Source organism: Micromonospora sp. NPDC049523 (assembly GCF_040676775.1).
Lineage (GTDB): Bacteria > Actinomycetota > Actinomycetes > Mycobacteriales > Micromonosporaceae > Micromonospora_G.
Genome location: NZ_JBFAPP010000023.1, coordinates 90,945 through 111,687, shown reverse-complemented (window position 1 = coordinate 111,687; position 20,743 = coordinate 90,945). Strand labels below are relative to the sequence as shown.

Sequence of the window (20,743 nt, the reverse complement as noted above, 5' to 3'; positions counted from 1 at the left end):
GACGCGACCAGGGGCTGTCACACGTACCGCCGGGCGCTAGGATTTTGCCGTGCACACCGTGGTTGTCCTCGCCCTGCCGGACACCATCGCGTTCGACCTGACCACCCCCGTCGAGGTGTTCGGGCGGGTACGGCTGCCGGGCGGCCGACCCGGCTACCGGGTACTGGTCTGCGGGAGCGAACCCGTCGTCAGCGCCGGGCCGCTGCGCCTCGCCACCGACCACGGCCTCGACGCGCTGGCCCGCGCCGACACGATCGTGGTCCCCGGCCGCGACGACCCCACGGCACCGACCCCGGCCGCCGTCACCAAAGCGCTACGCGACGCGGCAGCCGCCGGCACCCGGATCGCCTCCATCTGCGTCGGCGCCTTCACCCTCGCCACGGCGGGTCTGCTCGACGGCCGGCGCGCCACCACCCACTGGGCCGCCACCGAACGGTTCCGTGCCGCGTTCCCCACCGTCGACCTCGACCCCGACGTGCTCTACGTCGACACCGGCCAGATCGTCACCTCCGCCGGGGCAACCGCCGGGATCGACATGTGCCTGCACCTCGTCGGCCGGGACTACGGGGCCGCGGTCGCCGCCGACGCCTCCCGGCTGACCGTCGCGCCGCTGCACCGCGACGGCGGGCAGGCACAGTTCATCGTGCGGGACAGCCCCGGCCAGACCGCACCCGGGCTCGCGCGCCTCCTCGAATGGATCGAGGAGAACGCCCACCTCGACCTCAGCCTCGACGACCTCGCCGACCAGGCCACCATGAGCATCCGTACGCTCAACCGCCGGTTCCACGAGGAGACCGGTCGCACCCCGATGCAGTGGCTCAACAACGTACGGATCCGTCGGGCGCAGGAACTCCTCGGGACGACCGACCACGGGATCGACCGCATCGCCCGCCAGGTCGGCTTCACCTCACCGACGAACTTCCGCGCCCAGTTCAAACGCGTCAGCGGCGTCGCGCCGCGGGCGTACCGCAGCACCTTCCGGCACAGCGGACACTGACACCGTCGGCGGCCCGGTCCACGCCATGTCGGCTTTCCGGAATTGGCTTGCCCGCCCGACGGCACCGCAGGAGTCTGGAGCCGTCCACGGCACGGTCGCCACCACGACGTTCCGGGCCACCGCGCAACCGGCTGGAAGCAGTGTGTCCGACGATGGCAGACCCACGACCCCGTGCCTGCCGGCTCCTCGTCGCCGCCGCCGGGTACGGCAAGACAACCGCGCTGCGCCAGTGGTTCCGGCCGGCGTCGACGATCTGGCTGCGCGGCACCGACGTCGACCCGCTGATCGTCGGTGACCTGCAGAAACTGACCGCACAGACCCCGGCGGGCGACAACCTGACCGTGGTCGTCGACGACCTGCCGCGCCTCGAACCGGCAACCGCCGACCGGCTGCTCGCGATCATCGGTGGACTGCCGGACGGGATCACCGTCGCGCTGTCGTCCCGGTGGCCGCTCGGCACCGCCACCTCCCGGTGGCGTGGCCGGGGCCGGCTCACCGAGGTCGGGCCCGCCGATCTCGCGCTCACCACCGACCAGGTAGTCGACCTGCTCACCGCCGAATACGGGCTGCCGGATCCCGACCTGGCCGACCGGATCCACGAACTGACCGGCGGCTGGCCGGCGTTGGTCCACCTCGCCGCCGAAACACTCGGCCCGACCGGTACGCCCACCGGCCCGCTGCTACCCGTGATCACCGCACCGGAGGGTCCACTGGCGACGTACGTGGCGACCGAGGTGCTGGCGTCGTTGCCGGCGGAGGTCAACCGGCTCGTCCGTGACGTCGCCACGCTCGCCCCGGTGAACACCGGGCTGTGTGCGGCGCTCGGGCACCGGCGCGCGGCGGCGACGCTGCACCTGCTGGCCCGCACCGGCCTGCTGGTCCCCGACCCGGACGGGCCGACACCCGGCGACCGGCTCGTCCCGGTGATCGCGGAGATCGGGCGACGCACCGGACGGCGTGCCACCAACCGGCGGATCACCACCGTCGCCGCCGCCTGGTACGGCGAGCACGGTCCCCCGTTGGCCGCCGCCCGCGCGTACCTGCGGGCCGCCGACCACGAGCAGTGCGTACGGGTACTGGAGGAACACGGCGACTCCGTGCTCGCCGCCGGGCGGCCGACCGAGGTCGCCGCGATCGTCGAGGCACTGCCGCAGGCGCGCCGTACCAGGCGGCTGAGGCTGCTGCTCGGCGACGCGTTCCGTACCGCCGGTGACCTGCCCGCCGCGGCACGCACGTACGACACGGTCGCGGCCGGCGAACCCGTCGGCGACGCCGGACTCGCCTGGCGGATGGGCCGGGTCCACTACCAGCGGGGCAACCCACTCGACGCGCTGAAGGTCTTTGCCCAGGGGCGGGAGGTGCCCGCCGACGCCGACACCGCCATCCTGCTCGCCTGGACCGCCCACGCCCACCTGCTCGCCGGAGACTGCGCCACCGCGACCGGCTACGCCCAGCGCGCCGTACGGCACGCCGCCGATGCCGGACACGACGGGGCACTGGCCACCGCCCACGTGAGCGTGGCCCTCTGCCTCGGCGCGGCCGGGGACCGGGCCCGCAGCGAGGAGCAGTACGCGCGGGCGCTGCCGATCGCCGAACGTACCGGCGACGTCGTGCTGGTCACCCGCATCCTGATCAACCAGTCGTACCACCTGATCTGCTCGTCCCGGTACGCCGAGGCCCTGGTCCTCGCCCGGCGGGCCGACCGCTTCGCCACCGCCGCCGGGTACCCGAACCTGCGCAACATCGCCTGCTGCAACGAGGCCGACGCGCTGTCCATCCTCGGCCGCTACGACGAGGCGGTCCGCCGGTACGGGCAGGTCCTCGCCCGGTACGAGCGGATGGGGTCACGCCGTTCCGGGGCGGCCCTGCTCGGCCTCGGCGAGGTGTACCGCCGACGCGGCTGGCGCGAACAGGCCCGGGCGGCTTACGAGGAGGCGGTTCGGGTCGGCGAGGCGGCCGGCAACGCCAACATCCTGGTGCCCGCCCTCGCCGGCCTCGCCCTCGTGGTCGCACACGAGGACCCCGACACCGCGGCCCGGTACGCCGAACGGGCCACCCGCGAAGCCTCCACCGAGATCTCTGTGCCGGCGCTGCTGGCCCGGGGTTGGCTGGCCGTACGCCGTGCCGACCGGGCGGAGGCGGGAGCACTGGCTACGGAGGCGGCGACCATCGCCCGCGCGCAACGAGACCGGGGCGGACTCGCCGACGCCCTCGAACTGCGCGCCGCGAGCGAGCCGGTGCCGATCCGCGCCCGCGCGGCACTGCGCGAGGCGTACGCGATCTGGACCGACACCGGCGCGGTGCTGGAGGCGGCCAGGATCCGGGTGATCCTCGGCGGCCTGCCCGACGCCACCACCGACGACCGGCTGGACGCGCTGATCGCGGTCGAGGAACTCACCGCGGCGGACGCCGTGCCGGACCACCGGGCACCGGTGCCGGGTGCCACCGGCAACGGATCCGGCACCGGCACCGAGGTCTCGATCCGGCTGCTCGGCCGGTTCGAGGTGCAGCTCGGCGACCGGGTTGTGCCGGCCTCCCAGTGGCAGTCACGCAAGGCCCGTGAGCTGCTCCGGATCGTCGCGACCCGACGCGGCCGGCCGGTGTCGCGCGGGATGCTGTGCGAGTTGCTCTGGCCCGACGACGACGCCGACCGGACCGGGCACCGGCTCTCCGTCCTGCTGTCGATCGTGCGCGGTGTGCTGGACCCGGACCGGGCCCACCCGGCCGACCACTTCCTCGTCGCCGACCAGGCCAGCGTCGCGCTGGACATCACCCGGCTCCGGGTCGACGTGGAGGAGTTCTTCGCCCACGTGGTGCACGGGCGCCGGCTACTCGACCGTGGCGCCGTCGCCGAGGCCCGGACCGTACTGGCCAGCGCGGAACGGCAGTACCGGGCCGACGTCTTCGAGGACGAGCCGTACGCCGACTGGTCGGCACCGCTGCGCGAGGAGGTACGGGCGGCGTACCTGAACATGCTGCGGATGCTGGCCCGGGCCAGCCGGGCGGCGGGCGACCCGGAGACCGCGGTCGCCTGCCTGCTCCGGCTGCTGGAGAAGGACCCGTACGACGAGCCGGCGCACCGGGCACTGGTGCGGACCCTGGTCGCCGGTGGCCGGCACGGAGAGGCCCGCCGGGCCCTGCTCCGCTACGCCGAGGCGATGCACGCGATCGGCGTACGGTCACCGGATGAGTCGATACTCGCCCCGGTCGGGGTCGGTGCCCGGACCCGTTGAGTGCCCGACGGCTCAGTGGAAGCTGCCGGCGAGGACGCCGTACACGACGGTTTCGTCGCCCGTACCGGCGGTGGCCGTGCCGTCGGCCGGGCGCGGTCCGGGTCGTACCCCGGTCGACGCGGCCTGGATCGGTGCGGCGAGGGCGGCGCGGACCCCTGCCCCGGCGCCCGCCGGCCGCAGCACCAGCGCGTCGAGGTAGGCGCGGGGCCCGCCGCCGGTGCGACCACCGACGCCGTAGACCCGGGCGTCCGCGGTGTCCGCGACGGTCACGCTCCTCGGCCACCCCGCACCGTCCGGCGACACCGCCGCGACGCGACGCATGGTGCCGGTCTGCGCACGGCAGATGGCGTACGCGGTGACCTCGGTCGGTGGCTGGTCGCCGGTGACGCCGACCCGGACCTTGGTCAGGCCCGGATCCGGTACGACCTCGGCGACGGCGACGTGATCCGGGTTACCGGTGACCCGGAACCCGGTCCCCCATACCTTCGTCCCCACACCGCAGGTGGCCGTCGCGGTGGACTCCCCGACCGCCGAACCCACCGCCCGGCGCAGCGGCGACCCGGACGCCTCGCAGATCGCCTGCCCGACCACCGACCACGGACCCCGGTGCCCGGTACGCGCAACCGCCCGGACCGTCACCGTCGTCAGTCCCGCGTCCGGCACCACCGCCGTGACCACGACCTGCCCGGTATCGGCCGCGGAGCCGCCGACACCGCCACCGGCGGAGAAGACCGACGTCGCACCCGGACAGCGCACCGTCACCTCCTTCTCCGGGGATTCGTCGTGCAGGCTGGCCGCCGCGACGAGGACCGGTGAGTGTGGCGCGTCCGCGCGTGCGGGCCCCGCACCGGCGACGAGACTCGCCGCGACGAGCGCCACGGCGGCGCTCCCGTGCCCGACCGCCCGGCCTGTACCTGCGTGCATGTGCTGCTCCCTCCGAGGTCCCGTCTCTCGGTGGGACGGGGTGGTCCCCAGCGTGGTCCGGCCGGTCACGGTCACGTCATGGTCCGGTCACGGCGGGCGGGCACCGGACGGACGGCATGGTCCGGTCGCGGCCGGCGGGCACCGGGACACGCGGTGCCGGGTCGAGCCCGGGTGGGCGGTAGTCGGGCGGTCCGCATCCGGTCCGTGCCATGATCGGGTACGGCCCGCTCGGCACCCTGGCTGGGAACCTCCCAGCCAGCACCCGCAGGCCCGACGGAAGACCATGGCCCGGTGGAGGGGCCGCGACGGGTACGGGAGGCGAAAATGGCCGTTCGGGTCGCGGTGCTCGACGACTACCAGGACGTGGCGCGGGAGTTCGGTGACTGGGACCGGCTCGGGGACCGAATCGAGCTGAGCGTCTTCACCGACCACGTCGACGACGTCGAAGTTCTCGTACGGCGGCTCGCCGACGCCGAGGTGGTGGTGGCGATGCGGGAGCGGACCGCGTTGCCCGCGGCCGTACTCGACCGGCTGCCCCGGCTGCGGCTGCTGGTCACGACCGGGATGTCCAACGTCGCCATCGACGTACCGGCGGCAACGCGGCGCGGTGTCACCGTGACCGGCACCCGCGGGGTCGCCACCGGCACCGCCGAACTCACCTGGGGACTCATCCTGTCCCTGGTACGCCGGATCCCCGCCGAGGCCCAGCGGGTACGGACCGGCGGCTGGCAGAGCACCGTCGGCGGCGACCTCGCCGGTCACACCCTCGGGGTGGTCGGGCTGGGTCGGATGGGTGCCCAGGTGGCCGCCGTCGGCCGGGCGTTCGGGATGCACGTCCTGGCCTGGAGCGAGAACCTGCGCGCCGAGCACGCGGCAGAGCTGGGCGTAACCTCGGTGTCCAAGGAGGAGTTGCTGACCGGATCGGACATCGTGACCGTGCATCTCCAACTCGGTGACCGGACCCGTGGCCTGTTCGGCGAGGCCGAGTTGCGTTCGATGCGCCGGGACGCGTACCTGGTCAACACCTCGCGCGGGCCGATCGTCGACGAGGCCGCCCTGCTCACCGCGCTGCGGGAGGGCTGGATCGCCGGCGCCGGCCTGGACGTCTTCGACGTCGAACCGCTGCCGTCCGACCACCCGCTGCGTACGGCGCCGAACACCGTGCTGACGCCGCACCTCGGTTACGTCACCCGGGAAACCTACCGGGTGTTCTTCGGCGACGTGGTCGAGGACATCGAGGCGTTCCTGGCCGGGCAGCCGGTCCGGGTGCTCTGAGCGCCCGGCCTTCTCGAAATCCCTGGGGGAAACCCTTTCCTGGCCGCCCGGGCAGGACCGGCGTCACCACCCCTACAGCGTCCTAGGACAATCGCCGTAGGGTGCCGGCCGAGGTTGGACCGGGCCGCCGACACGACGACGTCCCGGCCGAGAAATCACACCGCGACGGCCTGGGACCGCTCGTCGGCGTGGGCGATCCGGGTGAGTTCACGCCAGAGCAGGACCACGAAAACCGCCGAGCCGACAAAGGCGAACCAGAACGGCGCGGTCACGCCGTAGTGGGTGGCCAGCACACCGCCGATGGCCGAGCCGACGACCAGACCGCCGAAGACGCTGATGGTGTTGATGCTGTTCACCCGCCCCTGTAGGTGGGTGGGGACGGCACGCTGCCGCACCGTCATCGAGGTGGTGCTCCAGACGAACGCGTGGGCGCCGAAGACGAAGAAGACCAGCGAGGCCAGCCAGGCCGAGGTGGTGAGGGCCAGGGCGAGGTGGGTGAAGGTCTCGATGATCAGTCCGGCCCGCATCACGTTGCCCAGGCTCACCCGCCGGGTGATCCAGCCGTACAGGGCGGTGCCGAGCAGGCCGCCGACCGCCGAGACCGTGGTGAGCAGGCCGAACCCGACAGCGCCCAGACCGAGGCGCTGCTCGGCGTAGAGCACCAGCACCGACCAGGCCGCGCCGAAGGTGACATTGAAGATCAAGATCGTCAGGCACAGCGTACGGACCGCTGGGTGGCGTACTGTCCACCGGAAACCCTCGGCCATGTCCCGCCACACGCCGGTCGGCGTCTCGGCCGGTTCGCGCTCCCGAACGGGCAGCACGACCCTCGACACCAGCAGCACACCGGCGGCCGCCAGGACGGCCTCGGTCACGAACGGCCACGCCGCGCCGGCCGCGAACAGGGCGGCACCGATCGGCGGACCGGCGAGCTGGTCCAGCGTGATGAAGCCGGTCTGCATCCGGGCGTTGGCGATCGCGAGGTCGTCGCGGTGCACCAGCATCGGCGTCAGCGTCGCCGTCGTGTTGTCGGCGAAGACCTCGGCGGTGGCGAGCAACCCCAAAGCCACCAACACCCCGACCACCGACACCCGGTCGGTGACGATCGCGACGACCAGGACGACCAGCGCCAGGACCCGGATGACATCCGCGGCGATCACGATCCGTCGCCGGTCGAGCCGGTCGGACAGCACACCGGCGTACAGGCCGAACACCAGCGGCGGCGCCCACCGCAGCAGGGCCGCCAGCGACACCAGGAACGGATTGTCGGTCAGCGACGCCACCAGCAACGGTCCGGCGGCGACCGCCACACCGTCACCGAGGTTCGTCGCCCACGACGAGGCGAGCAACCAGCGGTAGCCCGTACCCAACCGTGCTGGTACAACCGTCTCGATCATCCTGCTCACAAGAGGAGGACCCTACGTGCGTACCTGCCCCGACCGCATCGTGATATCCGCTCCGTCCGGCTCGGGCGCCGCAGGTGTTGTACCGGCCGTCGTTGTGCGTGAAGATCACGTTGTCGGCGCGCCCTTGGGTGACGTGCCCCGCACGACAGAGGAGTCCGCGATGACCGCGACCACCCGTCCTGCTTTCCACCTGGCGATTCCGGTCGACGACCTGGAGCGCGTACGCGGCTTCTACGGCGGCGTGCTCGGGTTGGCCGAGGGGCGCTCGACGGACCACTGGGTCGACTGGAACTTCTACGGCCACCAGTTGGTCACCCACGTCGTGCCGGTGGCCGAGCGGGTCGACGCCGGACGCAACCCGGTCGACGGACACGAGGTCCCGGTGCCGCACTTCGGCCTGGTCCTGTCCGTCGAGGACTTCCACGAACTGGCCGGCCGGGTACGGGACGCGGGTATCGCCTTCGTCATCGAGCCCTACCTGCGGTTCGCGGGCGAGCCGGGCGAGCAGTGGACGATGTTCCTCCGGGATCCGGCCGGCAACGCGCTGGAGTTCAAGGCCTTCCGCGACGAGAGCCAGATCTTCGCGAAGTAGCGCCGGCTTCTCCCGTCGCGCACCGGTCAGACGCGCTGGTCGCCGATGACCGACAGCAGTTGCAGTTTCCGGTAGCTCTCGGTGCCCGGTGCGGCGGTGTAGACCACCAGCAGCTGGGACTGGTCGGGGTCGACCAGCGTCTGGCAGTACAGCTCGACGAGGCCGAGCTGCGGGTGCTGGATGCGCTTCGGCGCGCAGTACGGTCCGGCGACCGGATGCTCCCGCCACAGCTCGGCGAACTCCGGGCTGATCGGCAGCAACGCCTCGACGATCTCGGCAGCACGTGAGCCCCTGCCGTCACGCGTGTACGCACCGTGCAAGTTCGCGACCATCAGCCGGCTCTGCGTGGAATGGTCCTCTTCGGGGTGGATCGCCCGCGACGAGAGATCGGTGAACCACCGGTAGTGCTTGCTGCGCGCGAGGCCCGCGTACGCGCTCTCGTCGCCGAGCAGCGCGACCGCCAGACGGGTCTGCCGCAGCGTCTCCCCCAGGTGGCTGACCACCTGGGCGGCAGCGTCCTCGAGACCGTCGAAGATGCGCATCATGCCGGGGTTGATGTGCTCGGCGCGTATGGTCCGTTGCGGGGTGGCGTAGCCGGCAAGCTGGAACAGATGGTCGCGTTCCTCCAGCGACAGGCGCAGCCCCCGGGCGAGCGAGGCCAGCATCTGCTCGGACGGATGCGGGCCACGCTGCTGTTCCAGCCGGCTGTAGTAGTCGATCGACATGTCGGAGAGTACGGCGACCTCCTCGCGCCGCAGCCCGCCGGTACGGCGGCGCTGTCCGCGCGGCAGTCCCACGTCCTCGGGCTGGAGCGCCTCCCGACGCGTACGGAGGAAGTCGGCGAGTCTGGCTCGATCCACGATCCTGGTCTCCTCGTCGCAGTGGGGCGTCCTGATCCACAACAATTCGCAGCAAATCGCTGTTCCGTTCCAAGGTTCACACCATCCGGTGGCCTGATCCAGGTACTGCCGATACACGGATAGGGAGCACATGGCCGCTTCCGCGTGGCGGTGCCACGGTCGGTCCATGGACACAGCAACCTTCCCCGTACCCGCCCACTGGATCGGCGGCGAGGCCGTCGCCGGATCCTCCGAGACCATCCAGGTGGTGAACCCGGCGACCGGCAAGATCGTCACCGACGTACCGTCCGGCACCGCCGCGGACGTCGACCGGGCCGTGGCCGCCGCCCGGGCCGCCTTCCCGAACTGGGCCGCGACCGCACCGGCCGAGCGGGCAGCCGTGGTGCGACGCATCTCCGACGGGCTGAAGGCCCGCGTCGAGGAGATCGCCACCACGATCACCGCCGAGATGGGCTCGCCGATCGCCATGTCCCGGACCGCCCAGGTCGGCTTCCCGGTCGCGGTCGTGGAGTCGGTGACCGCGCTCGCCGCGGACTTCGACTGGACCGAACAGGTCGGCAACTCCCTGATCGTCAGGGAGCCGATCGGCGTCGTCGGGGCGATCACGCCCTGGAACTTCCCGCTCCAGCAGATCGTCTCGAAGCTGGCGCCCGCGCTGGTGGCCGGCAACACCATGGTCTTCAAGCCGTCCGAGATCGCGCCGCTGACGGCACGGATCCTCGCCGAAGTCACCGCCGAGGCCGGCCTGCCCGCGGGTGTCTTCAACGTCGTCTACGGCACCGGTCCGGTGGTCGGCGAAGCGATCTCGGCCCACCCGGACATCGACATGGTCTCGTTCACCGGTTCCACCCGGGCGGGCCGGCGGATCACCGCGGTCGCGTCGGAGACGGTCAAGCGGGTCGCGCTCGAACTCGGCGGCAAGGGCGCCAACATCATCCTGGACGACGCCGACCTGGAGCAGGCGGTCGGCAAGGGCCTGATGATGGCCTTCTCCAACGGTGGCCAGGTCTGCGGCGCGTGGCCGCGGATGCTCGTACCGGCGTCCCGGCACGACGAGGTCGTCGAACTGGCGGTCGCCGCCGCCGCGGCGTACACGGTCGGGGATCCACTGGACGAGGCGACCCGGATCGGCCCGATGTCGTCCGAGGCACACCGGCAGAAGGTCGACGGCTACATCCGGCGAGGGATCGCCGACGGCGCGACCCTGGTGTTCGGCGGTCCGGGCCGGCCCGAGGGGCTGACCGAGGGCGCGTACGTGCGGCCGACGATCTTCGCGAACGTCGACCCGGACTCCGCCATCGCCCAGGAGGAGATCTTCGGCCCGGTGCTCACGATCATCCCGTACCCGGACGAGGACCGGGCCGTCGAGATCGCCAACAGCACGGTGTACGGGCTCACCTCCGGCGTCTTCGGTGAGAGCGAGCACGCCCTGGCGATCGCCAAGCGGCTGCGTACGGGCCAGGTCGACATCAACGGCGCCCAGTGGAACCCGCTCGCGCCGTTCGGGGGTTACAAGCAGTCCGGCAACGGTCGTGAGTTCGGCCGGCAGGGTCTCGAGGAGTTCCTGGAGACCAAGTCCATCCAGCGCTGATCCTCGCGGGGAGCCACCACGCCACGGGTGTGTGGTGGCTCCCCGACACGTCGCGGTTGGACGATCTTGCGAAGTTCGGTAACGAGGCCGTTTCCTCGATAGAGATCATTTGGAACCTGGGCTCCATAGTGTCCGCTCGCGCTGACCCACACAGCGCGAGGAGGAGAGACCGAAGATGGCCCGTTTCGCCCCACCACGCGGCCGAGCCCGGACGGTGGCCGCACTGTCGGCCGCCGTGCTCGCCGGCTGCCTCGCCGCCCCCGTCCTGATCACCGCTCCGGCCACCGCCAGCCCCGCCGACGATTCGACGCACGATCTCGCCGTCGACGAGTCGGCAGCCTCGAACGAGTTCAACGTCGAGAGTTTGCCGGACGGCGGATGGCGGGTCTCGCTGCGACTCGACGAGCCGCTGCCGGTCCGTGACGCCGTACCGGAACTGGCCGTCGACGGCCGCATCATCGGCACCGCCAAGGAGTCCGCGGACGGATTCACCCTCAGCACCGAGACCACCGACGCCGCCGTCACCGGCGCCGAGCGGGTCGACGTCGGCTGGAACGGCTCGGTGCCGGACCTCCAGCCGTCACCGCAGCGGTCCGCCCCGGTGCCGTTCACCCGCAAGGGCCCGCACAAGCGGAAGCCGGTCTACACCGACCCGGCCACACCGGGCCGCTACGCCGTCGAACGCCTCGACTACAACCTCGGCGACAGTGCCACGACCCTGTCCGGCCTCGACAACCTCCCGGTCGAGCTGCGCGCCGCGGTGTACGCACCGGCCCGTGCCAAGGGTGAGCGCCCGGTGGTGGTGTTCCTGCACGGCCGGCACTCGGCGTGTTACAACCCCACCACCCGGCAGACCAACAACAGCAACTGGCCGTGCCTGACCGGGTTCGTCCCGATCGACAGCTACCTCGGCTACACCGAGACCGCCGAGTCCCTGGCCAGCCACGGCTACGTCGTGGTGTCGATCAGCGCCAACGGCATCAACGCCAAGGACGCCACCAACACCGACGACAACGGTGCGCTGGCGCGTGGGCAACTGGTGATGAAACATCTCGACCTGTTGGCGAAATGGAACGACAGCAAGGGCTTGCCATGGTCGCGCCACCCGCTGTCGGGGCGGCTGGACCTGCGCAACGTCGGGCTGATGGGCCACTCGCGGGGCGGTGAGGGCGTGGTGGAAGCCGCACTGCTCAACGCCGAGGGCCGGCACCCGTACGGGATCCGTGCCGTACTGCCGCTGGCACCCGTCGACTTCGGCCGGCCCACCCTGCCGGACGTCCCGATGGCGGTGCTGCTCCCCTACTGCGACGGCGACGTCTCCAACCAGCAGGGGCAGCACTTCTTCGACGACACCCGCTACTCGGTGGACGACAACGTGCTGCGTTCCTCCCTCATGGTCATGGGCGCCAACCACAACTTCTTCAACACCGAGTGGACTCCCGGTGTCTCCGTCTCACCGTCGAACGACGACTGGTCGCCGGCCAACGACGAGGTGTGCGGCAGCGCCAGCCCGACCCGGTTGACCAGCGCCGAGCAGCGCGCCGTCGGTACGGCGTACATGGCGGGGTTCTTCCGGCTCGTACAGGGTGGGGAGACCGCGTTCTTGCCGCTGTTCGACGGCACCGACGGCACCGTGCCCTCGACCGGCCGGGCGGAGGTGTACACCCAGGCCCAGCAGCCCGGCTCGCGCCGCCTGGACCTCGCCCCGCTGGAACGTCCGGCCGGCAACGTCTCGGTCTCCGGCTTCGACCTGGGCGCGTACTGCTACAGCGTGGCCTCGCGGGTTGCCGTCGGCGACACACCGTGCTCGTCGACCACGGCAACGTCGAAGATCCCGCACTGGACGCCGGCCACCTTCGCCACGTCGGTCCCGACCAGCCCGGTCCTGCGCGTCCAGTGGAGCCCGGCGTCCGCGTCCCCGCAGGTGCGGGTGGCCCTCGCCCCGGGTGACCGGGACGTGCGCAGGTATGACGCGCTCACCCTGCGCCTGGCGCGGGACGAGGCCGCGGTGGGAGATGTCGACCTCGACGTCGCGGTGGTCGACCGGTCCGGCCGTACCTCCACGGTACGGGTGGGAGCCGTGAGCCCTGCCCTCGATCCCTTCCCCGCCTCGACGAACACACCGAACGGGATCAGCCGGCTGGGCAAGACCTGGCTGCGTACCGTCCGCCTGCCGGTCGAGGCGATGCGCGGGGTGGACCTGCGCGACATCCGCTTCGTGACCGTACGCCCGGCCACGTCCACGGGTGGTGCGTACCTGTCCGACATCACCTTCGACAGCCCGGCCGTGGGCGAGGGCGGTGCCACCGGGGAGACGCAGATCAGCATCGCCGACGCCACCGTGGGCGAGGGGGCCGGACCGGGCACCGCGACGATGCGGCTGACCCTGAACGACCGGCTCAGGAGCGCCGCGACGGTCCAGGTCCAGGCGGCAGCGAGCGGGTCCGCCTCGGCGGGGCAGGTGCCGCTGCTGTCGTTCCCGGTGACCATCCCCAAGGGGGCCACCGGGGCGCGGATCGAGGTGCCGCTCGTCGGCAACACGGCGGTCAACACCGCAGCCCTGCGCTACAAGATCACGATTTCGGCGCCCACCGGTGCCGTGATCGGTGACGGCTTCGCCTGGCTCACCGTGCTCGACGACGACGCCGTCTGAAGGCGAACTCACCGTGGGGTCGGGCAGGTCGCCGACCCCACGGTGGGGTATCGGCCGCGCTCAGGACAGGAGTTCGCGTACGCGGGGGATGACGCGGGTGCCGTACAGCTCGACGTTGGTCATCAGCGCGCGGTGGGACAGGCCGCCCATGCCGTACTTCAGGTCGAAGCGGGTCGCGCCGAGCGCGGTGAGGTTCGCCGCGATCTTCCGCGCGACGGTCTCCGGCGAGCCGACGTAGAGCGCACCGTCGGGCCCGATCTCGAACTGGAACGAATCCCTCGTCGGTACGGCGAACCCGCGGGTCTTGCCGACGCGCCGGATGACCTCCAGGTAGCGCGGCCAGAACTCCTCGCGGGCCTGCTCGTCGGTGGCCGCGACGTGTCCGGGCGAGTGGACTCCCACCGGTCGCGCCGGCTGCCCGAGCTTCTCCAGCGCCTGGTGGAACAGCTCGGAGAAGGGCGCGAAGCGGGCCGGGGAACCACCGATGATCGCCAGCATCAGGGAGTAGCCGTAACGCGCGGCGCGGATGACCGACTGGGGGCTGCCGCCGACACCGATCCAGGCCGGGAAGGGCCCGGACTCGACGTACGGCACCACGTCCTGGTTGCGCAGCGGGGCGCGGGTCTTGCCCTGCCAGGTCACCGGACCGCCCTTGAGCAGTTCGGAGAAGAGGTGCGCCTTCTCCTCGAAGAGCTTCTCGTAGTCGGCGAGGTCGTAACCGAACAGCGGGAACGAGTCGATGCTGGAACCGCGGCCGAGGATCACCTCCGCCCGGCCGCCGGAGATGGCGTCGAGCGTGGAGTAGCGCTGGAAGACCCGTACCGGGTCGTCCGAACTCAGCACGGTGACCGCCGACCCGACCCGGATCCGGCTCGTACGCGCGGCGACCGCGGCGAGCGCGACATCGGCCGCCGACAGCGGGAAGTCGTCGGTGTGGTGCTCGCCGATGCCGAAGAAGTCCACCCCTACCTGGTCGGCGAGGACACCCTGTTCGACGACGTTACGGATCGTCTGGGCGTGGGTGAGCGGGCGGTCGCCTTCGTCGTGACCGACGTCGCCGAAGGTGTCGAGGCCGAGGACGAGGGGGAACTTCCCGGTCTCGCCCACGGCGGTCGGTACGGCGTCCTGGGGTGCGGTGCTCACGTCGAGTCTCTCTGTTCTGGATGGTGGTGGGATGGCGCGCCTGAGCGGTGATGCGACGGCGGGTGGCGCGACGCCACTAGCCCGGCTCGGTCTCCAGGGCCAGCTCGAACTCGGCCCGGCGCAGCGAGGCGCCGAAGACAGGACCGCCCGGTTCCAGCAGGCGGCCGGCGCGCAGACTGTCCAGCCGTACGCTGTCGTAGCCGATGCGCTCGACGAGTTCCGCGACGACCTTCACCGCGGCGGGGTCGTCCCCGGCGACGCCGAGCGCACGGCGTTCGGGTGAGCCCGGCGGTCGCCGTTCCTCCTCGAGTTCGTGGTAGCCGAACTGGTTGAAGGACTTGACGACGATGGAGCGGGCGAGCCGCCTCGCGACGATCTCGCTGCTGCCGTATCGGCGGTCGTCGAACATCTCCTGGACGCCGTCGATCGGCGGCCAATAGTTCATCGTGTCGACGACCACCTTGCCGGCAACGAGGGCGGGGTCGAACGTCGCGAACCGGTGCACCGGGATCGCCAGCACCACGATGTCGGCGTCCGTGACGGCGTCGGCGGCCCAGCGTGGTTCGGCTCCCGGCACCAGCACCTGCGTGATGAGGGCGATTCGCGCCGGGTCGCCGGAGGCCGCGATCGTCACGGGATAGCCGGCGGCGAGCGCGACCCGCGCGATCACCGGCCCGGTGTGCCCCGCACCGAGCACCGCGATCCGCGGCATCGGCGGCGGCACGGACGCGCCGTCGGTCATGGTCGACGCTCCTCGGCCGGGGCGGCGCCCGGTTCCGGGTGGAGGTGACGCCGCAACGCCTGCAGGATGTCGGCGAGCGCCTCGAACTGCTCGGGCGTCAGGGCGTCACCGAAGTTCTGCTTGATGGCCCTCAGGTGTGGCGCGGTCGAGGCCCGGAACATCCGCGCTCCGTCGTCGGTGAGCGAAACCTCGGAACCCCGGTTGTCAGTGGCGCAGTCGTCGCGCCGGATCAGACCGCGCCGCTCCATCCGGCCGAGATGGTGCGAGAGGCGGCTGCGCTCCCAGTCGATGCTCTCGGCCAGTTCCGACGATCTCATCCGGCGGCTGTCCGCCTCGTTGAGCGCCAACAGCACCTGGTAGTCGGCCGGCGAGAGCTTCGACTCCTGTAATAGCTGCGCTCCCAGGAGCTTGCGGAGTTCGTCGGTCGTGTCGAGCAACGACCGCCAGATCGCCAGCTCCCCGGCTGTCAGCCGCTGCCGGGCCGCCACGCCCGCGGTTTCCTCGCCAACCCGCATGGTCCGCACCTCATCTCCTTGACGCGTCAACCATAGCTCGCGTGATTGACACGTCAATGATGGGTCGACCGCAGGCCGGGACCGTCGGACGACGAGCAGGCGGGAAGAACACCCGATGACGGCGCCTTCGGGACATAACGGTCAGCGCCAGACGAGTGGACACGCTGCCGAGGCGCGACACGGGACGAGACGGCACGGGACGGCACGGCACGGGACGACACGGGACGGGCACGGCACGGGCACGGCACGGGACGACACGGGACGGGCACGGCACGGGCACGGCACGGGACGGCACGGCACGGCGCCGGACCTTCACTCCGCCGACGCCCGGCGGGGCCACGGGCTCGGGATCCGCCGGCCCCGCCGGCTGACGCGCTAGGCGCCAGAGGTCAGCCGGATGACGGCTCCTAGGCGGAGGTCAGGCAGAACGGATGCCCCGCCGGGTCGGCGAAGACGCGGAACTTCTCGCCCCCGCCGTTCAGCCGCGACGCACCCAGCTCCAGCGCCCGCGCCTGCCCAGCGTCGAGGTCGTCGACGAGGATGTCGAGATGTGCCTGCTGGGGCTTGGCCGGGTCGGGCCAAGCCGGCGGGTTGTATTCGCTCACCTGCTGGAACATCACGCTCTTGCCGTCACCGGCGATGAGCGCACCCTCCGGTCCCTCGTAGGTGACCTCCATGCCCAGCAGCTCGGCGTAGAAGCGCGCCAGCGCCGGGCTGTCGGGGGCGTCGATGGTCGCCGCGAACAACCCCATCGCGGGGCCGACGCCGTCACTCTGGCACAGGTCGAACGGGTGACCGGCCGGGTCGGCCAGCGTGATCCAGGTCGGGCCGTCGGCGAGCCGGGTGGCGCCGAGTTCGACGGCCCGTTGCGCCGCCGCCTCGTGCCCGTCGACCAGCAGGTCGAGGTGGAACTGCTGCGGATGCTCCTGCCCGGGCCACTGAGGAGCGACATGGTCCGGGGCGAGTTGGAAGGCGACCTCCTGGCCGTCCGCGGTCCGCACGGTGATCCATTCGGACTCCTTCCGGATGATCTCCCAACCGGCGAGTTCCGCGTAGAACGAGGCGAGTTTCTCGATGTCCGGCGCGTCGAGCGCGACGAGCTCCAGGCGTCCTGTCACAGTCATCCCCTCATCCTGCCCCCGCCCCCCGACAAATTCGCCGCACCGCGCTGCCGCCCCCATCGCCCCCCGCCCACCAAAACCCGCCACACGCGTGAGCGTGAGGAACCTCGGGCGTCGGGTTCGGGTTGGACGAGGCGACCAGCGCTCGGGCGTACCCGCTCGGCTGGATCATCGTCGGGGCGCCGGCCGCGTCCGCCTGCGCGGTCAACCGGTCGATCCGTGCTTTGGCCTGCTCCACGAGCGGCGCGTAGCCCTGCGGATCGGTGGCGAGACCCGCCTCGTACTCGCGGAGCACCATCTGGGCCATGCTGATCGCCATGGCCCAGTTGTCTTCGGCCACGAAGTGGTCGACGAGACTGGGTACCGCCGCCGCTGCGCGGGTCCCGCAGATCGGACGACCGTCCACGAGTGCCCACCGAGCGGCAGCGGCCGGTCATTGCTCGGACGCGAGGACCTGCCTGCGGCGCAGCAGCGGTGGCACGCTGCCGAGCAGGCCGACCGCGACGGCGGCGGTGCCCCAGCCGCAGCCGGCGAGGTCGCCCAGGCCCAGCGGGTTGTCGAGCGACCAGGCACCCGGCCCGGTGTACGCCAGCACGGCCGCCAGTGCGGCGTAGACGAAGGCGACCTCGTAGCCGCCCAGGTGGGCCCAGAAACCGTTGGAGACGTTGACCGCGGCCGCGACGGTCATCGTGCCGATCACGATGGCGGCGCCGAGCGGGGTCAGCAGTCCGAGCGCGATCAGCGCCGCACCGACCAGTTCCGCGGTGCCGGCCAGCACCGCCATCTGCGGACCCGGCCGGACACCCCAGCCGTGGAAGATCGCGCCGGTACCGGTCGGGCCCTGTCCACGGAACCACCCGAACAGCTTCTGGGTGGCGTGCCCGAACAGCAGCGCCGCCAGGAGCAGGCGCAGCAGCAGGAGTCCGAGGCTCATGCCGCACCGCCGGGGATCGACTCGGCGGGCCGACGTGTGACCGGGGGGACGCGACGGTAGGCGATTGGTGCTGGGATGGCGCCGTCCGCGGTAGCGCGGGCGGAGACAACCACGGGCGACGGTGCCATGACTCTCCTCCGGAAGCTGAGCCGTTTGGAAAACCACTGGTACGGACGATCGTCCGCTACACGGACGGCACGCGAGTCACAATCTCCGCCCGCACCTGGGTAATGTCAAGACCCAAGCCGGAACAATTGCGCCAGATCGCGGACTGGTGTTCGCTGAACGGTCAGAGGGCCTCCGGCTCGGCCGGTCGGGCGACCACACCGGGCCCACGTACGGCGCGGGTCGGGACACCGGGCGCGGTCCAGGGCCGCCTTGCGCCGCGTGATGGACTGGTACCCGCGCGGCGTCCCCGGACGGCGGCGACCACCGCGGGTCACCCCCGGTCAACAGCAGAACCGAGACGGTACGACGGATTGAGGCGACGATGGCGCAGCGCGGAGAAGGACCGGACTTCATCGAGGCCCTGGCCCGAGGACTGGACGTGATCACCGCGTTCCATGCCGACAACCCCCGGCTGAGCCTCACCGAGGTGGCCGCCGCCGCCGGGCTGGCCCGACCCACCGCACGGCGTTTCCTGCTCACCCTGGAGGAACTCGGCTACGTACGGGCCGAGGCGGGCAGTTACGAACTCACCCCCCGGGTGCTGGAGCTGGGCATGGCGTACATCGGCGCACTGTCGCTGTGGGACATCGCCCGCCCGCACATGCGGGACCTGGTCGCGGCTACCGGAGAGTCGACGTCGATGGCACAGCTCGACGGGTCGGACATCGTCTACATGGCCCGAGTGGCGGTGCCCAAGATCATCGCACTGCGGGTGCAGATCGGCACCCGGTTCCCCGCACAGGTGACCTCCCAGGGCAAGGTCCTGCTCGCCGCCCTCGACCCGGACAACCTCGACGCCGTACTCGCGCTGCCGAGCCGGTCCGGGGTGCAGCCACGGGTCCGGCACACCCGTACCGCGATCGACACCACCCTGCGTGAGGTACGCGCCCGCGGCTGGGCACTCGCCGACGACGAACTGGCCCCGGGCATCCGCTCGGTGGCGGTGCCCATCCGGGACGGCCACGGCGTGGTGCGGGCGGCGATGAACGTGACCGTCAACTCGGTCGAGACGAGCGTCAAGACCCTCGTCGAGCAGCACCTGCCGTACCTGATCAAGGCGGCCAGTGCGATCAGCGCCGACTGGGCGCGTTGGCAGTCCCGCCCCCAGGTCGAGTCGCCGGCCGCCGGGGACCCCGCCGGCCAGGCATGACGAGCGACGGTGCACGACCGGGGGCCGCCCAGCCGGTGACGGTGGTGTCGGTGCGGCCGGGCGGCTGACGTACGCCGGGCGTCAGGTGGCGATGTCCGGGTACGGCAACGAGAAGTGCGCCAGCCGGACGGCGTACTCCTTCTGGAAGGCCAGCGGCTCCGCGTGGTCGCGCTCGAACATGGCGATGAACAGCGTCAGCGTCAGGAACGGGTGGGCGCCCAGCTCGAACAGCCGGACATAGTCGTGCGCGGCCAGCGCCTCCCGCTCGGCGTCGGTGAAGCGCAGCCAGGTGCTGGCCTCCCCGGTGTGGCTGTTGAGCAGCTCGTTGGCCCGCTCCGCCTCCCACCAGTCGACCGTGCCGCGCGGATCGTCCCGGTAGCGCTCCACCAGCTCCGGATCGCGGTCCACCAGGTAGAGGAACTTGTCGATCAGGTACTTGCTCATGCCGGTCCTCCGCTGCGCTCCGTACCGCCATTGGACCTGCACTGAACGATTCGCTCGCTGTGCTCGCTCATGCCGGTCCTCCGCTGCGCTCCGTACCGCCATTGGACCTGCACTGACCGATTCGCTCGCTCATGCGGGCACCCCGTTCGGGTACCAGGTGAAGTACGCCTCCATGGTGTGGAACAGGTCGAGGGTGTCGACGTGGTCCGCCTTCACGCCCGCGCCGGCCACACCCATCATCAGCATGAAGTCCATGAAGCCGTGGGTGGCGTTGCCGGGGGCGTGCAGGCTGTCCAGGGTGATCTCGGAGAGGCAGCCGTCCAGGTCCCCGTTGGCGATCCACTCCACCGCCCGGCGGTCGAACTCCGGATCCGGGCCGTGCGGGCCGAACTGGCGCGGGCCGCCGAGTTCCAGCGACAGGTGACCCGTACCGATGATCGCCACCCGCAGCTCGCTGGGCCAGGATTCGACCAGCTCGCGGATGGTCTGTCCGAGCTGGACGAAGCGCTTGGGCTGCGGCAGCGGCGGGGCGAAGATGTTCGTGTAGATCGGCACGATCGGCAGGTCGGCCTCGGGCCGCAGGGTGATGATCGGGCAGGTGATGCTGTGGTCGATCCGCAGCTCGTTGCTGAACGCCAGGTCGAAGCCCGCGTCCAGCCCCTCCCGCAGCAGGTGCCCGGACAGGTCCTCCTGGCCGCGCAGCAGCATCCGCGGCAGGCCGAACTCGCGTTCCTCGTTGTACCAGTTGGCGTCGTAGAACGGCGCCTTGCCGATCAGGAACTGCGGCATGTTGTCCAGCCAGAGCTGGTGGAAGTGGTCGGAGCCGACCATCACCAGCACGTCCGGCCGGGCCCGGGTGAGCGTCTCCCGGAACGCCGTGATCTTGCGGACCCACTCGTCGGCGAAGGGCGGCCGGTCCTCGCCCTGCGCCGTACTGGCCCGGTAGTAGAACGGATGGTGGGTGGAGGCGATCACCGCGGCGATGGTGGCCATCG

The 20,743-nt window shown here is 71.5% G+C and carries 18 protein-coding genes; 7 read left to right on the top strand and 11 right to left on the bottom strand.

What is annotated here, in order from left to right; all coding sequences use genetic code 11:
* Positions 1 to 49: 49 nt before the first annotated feature.
* Both AB0J90_RS29115 and AB0J90_RS29110 read left to right on the top strand, forming a co-directional pair.
* Positions 50 to 997, top strand: a complete 948-nt coding sequence (locus AB0J90_RS29115; RefSeq protein WP_363601230.1) for a helix-turn-helix domain-containing protein — start codon at positions 50 to 52, stop codon at positions 995 to 997.
* 152 nt (positions 998 to 1,149) lie between these two features.
* Positions 1,150 to 4,230, top strand: coding sequence for a BTAD domain-containing putative transcriptional regulator (locus AB0J90_RS29110; RefSeq protein WP_363601228.1), 3,081 nt, complete (start codon positions 1,150 to 1,152; stop codon positions 4,228 to 4,230).
* Positions 4,231 to 4,242: 12 nt separating this feature from the next.
* Here AB0J90_RS29110 and AB0J90_RS29105 read toward each other — a convergent pair whose 3' ends face one another.
* Entirely contained in the window at positions 4,243 to 5,154 is a 912-nt protein-coding gene (locus AB0J90_RS29105; protein ID WP_363601226.1) for a hypothetical protein, read from the bottom strand.
* 324 nt (positions 5,155 to 5,478) lie between these two features.
* Between AB0J90_RS29105 and AB0J90_RS29100 the strand changes: the two genes are divergently transcribed.
* Complete coding sequence (locus AB0J90_RS29100) at positions 5,479 to 6,429, top strand: D-2-hydroxyacid dehydrogenase family protein (RefSeq protein ID WP_363601224.1); 951 nt, start codon at positions 5,479 to 5,481, stop codon at positions 6,427 to 6,429.
* Positions 6,430 to 6,584: 155 nt separating this feature from the next.
* Here AB0J90_RS29100 and AB0J90_RS29095 read toward each other — a convergent pair whose 3' ends face one another.
* A complete protein-coding gene (locus AB0J90_RS29095; RefSeq protein ID WP_363601222.1) occupies positions 6,585 to 7,835 on the bottom strand; it encodes an MFS transporter in 1,251 nt (416 codons plus the stop codon).
* Between the two features lie 160 nt (positions 7,836 to 7,995).
* On the opposite strand from AB0J90_RS29095, the gene AB0J90_RS29090 reads away from it, so the two are divergent.
* Positions 7,996 to 8,427, top strand: a complete 432-nt coding sequence (locus tag AB0J90_RS29090) for a VOC family protein (RefSeq protein ID WP_363601220.1) — start codon at positions 7,996 to 7,998, stop codon at positions 8,425 to 8,427.
* A 26-nt stretch (positions 8,428 to 8,453) separates the two neighbouring features.
* Here AB0J90_RS29090 and AB0J90_RS29085 read toward each other — a convergent pair whose 3' ends face one another.
* Positions 8,454 to 9,287 (bottom strand): helix-turn-helix transcriptional regulator, encoded by an 834-nt coding sequence (locus AB0J90_RS29085; RefSeq protein ID WP_363601218.1) that lies wholly within the window; start codon positions 9,285 to 9,287, stop codon positions 8,454 to 8,456.
* Between the two features lie 166 nt (positions 9,288 to 9,453).
* On the opposite strand from AB0J90_RS29085, the gene AB0J90_RS29080 reads away from it, so the two are divergent.
* Both AB0J90_RS29080 and AB0J90_RS29075 read left to right on the top strand, forming a co-directional pair.
* Positions 9,454 to 10,878, top strand: coding sequence for an aldehyde dehydrogenase family protein (locus AB0J90_RS29080; RefSeq protein WP_363601216.1), 1,425 nt, complete (start codon positions 9,454 to 9,456; stop codon positions 10,876 to 10,878).
* A gap of 175 nt (positions 10,879 to 11,053) precedes the next feature.
* On the top strand, positions 11,054 to 13,531 hold the full coding sequence (locus AB0J90_RS29075; RefSeq protein WP_363601214.1) for a hypothetical protein: 2,478 nt from the start codon (positions 11,054 to 11,056) through the stop codon (positions 13,529 to 13,531).
* A gap of 60 nt (positions 13,532 to 13,591) precedes the next feature.
* Here AB0J90_RS29075 and AB0J90_RS29070 read toward each other — a convergent pair whose 3' ends face one another.
* From AB0J90_RS29070 to AB0J90_RS29045, 6 genes are all read right to left on the bottom strand, one after another.
* Positions 13,592 to 14,674: an Atu2307/SP_0267 family LLM class monooxygenase gene (locus AB0J90_RS29070; protein ID WP_363601212.1), complete on the bottom strand. Its 1,083-nt coding sequence runs from the start codon at positions 14,672 to 14,674 to the stop codon at positions 13,592 to 13,594.
* A gap of 76 nt (positions 14,675 to 14,750) precedes the next feature.
* Positions 14,751 to 15,416, bottom strand: a complete 666-nt coding sequence (locus tag AB0J90_RS29065) for an NAD(P)-binding domain-containing protein (protein WP_363601210.1) — start codon at positions 15,414 to 15,416, stop codon at positions 14,751 to 14,753.
* The gene (locus AB0J90_RS29060) at positions 15,413 to 15,931 is read right to left on the bottom strand and encodes a MarR family transcriptional regulator (protein ID WP_363601208.1); all 519 of its coding nucleotides are present in this window, start codon (positions 15,929 to 15,931) and stop codon (positions 15,413 to 15,415) included. The genes AB0J90_RS29065 and AB0J90_RS29060 overlap by 4 nt, the downstream gene beginning before the upstream one ends.
* Before the next feature lie 407 nt (positions 15,932 to 16,338).
* Entirely contained in the window at positions 16,339 to 17,055 is a 717-nt protein-coding gene (locus AB0J90_RS29055; RefSeq protein WP_363601206.1) for a VOC family protein, read from the bottom strand.
* Positions 17,056 to 17,059: 4 nt separating this feature from the next.
* The gene (locus AB0J90_RS29050) at positions 17,060 to 17,458 is read right to left on the bottom strand and encodes a hypothetical protein (RefSeq protein WP_363601204.1); all 399 of its coding nucleotides are present in this window, start codon (positions 17,456 to 17,458) and stop codon (positions 17,060 to 17,062) included.
* Between the two features lie 27 nt (positions 17,459 to 17,485).
* Positions 17,486 to 17,986 (bottom strand): DoxX family protein, encoded by a 501-nt coding sequence (locus tag AB0J90_RS29045; RefSeq protein ID WP_363601202.1) that lies wholly within the window; start codon positions 17,984 to 17,986, stop codon positions 17,486 to 17,488.
* A gap of 490 nt (positions 17,987 to 18,476) precedes the next feature.
* Here AB0J90_RS29045 and AB0J90_RS29040 point away from each other — a divergent pair, with 490 nt between their 5' ends.
* Positions 18,477 to 19,304, top strand: coding sequence for an IclR family transcriptional regulator C-terminal domain-containing protein (locus AB0J90_RS29040; RefSeq protein ID WP_363601200.1), 828 nt, complete (start codon positions 18,477 to 18,479; stop codon positions 19,302 to 19,304).
* Positions 19,305 to 19,385: 81 nt separating this feature from the next.
* Here AB0J90_RS29040 and AB0J90_RS29035 read toward each other — a convergent pair whose 3' ends face one another.
* Positions 19,386 to 19,748 (bottom strand): hypothetical protein, encoded by a 363-nt coding sequence (locus AB0J90_RS29035; RefSeq protein ID WP_363601198.1) that lies wholly within the window; start codon positions 19,746 to 19,748, stop codon positions 19,386 to 19,388.
* 129 nt (positions 19,749 to 19,877) lie between these two features.
* Positions 19,878 to 20,741, bottom strand: coding sequence for an extradiol ring-cleavage dioxygenase (locus AB0J90_RS29030; protein WP_363601196.1), 864 nt, complete (start codon positions 20,739 to 20,741; stop codon positions 19,878 to 19,880).
* Positions 20,742 to 20,743: the final 2 nt, after the last annotated feature.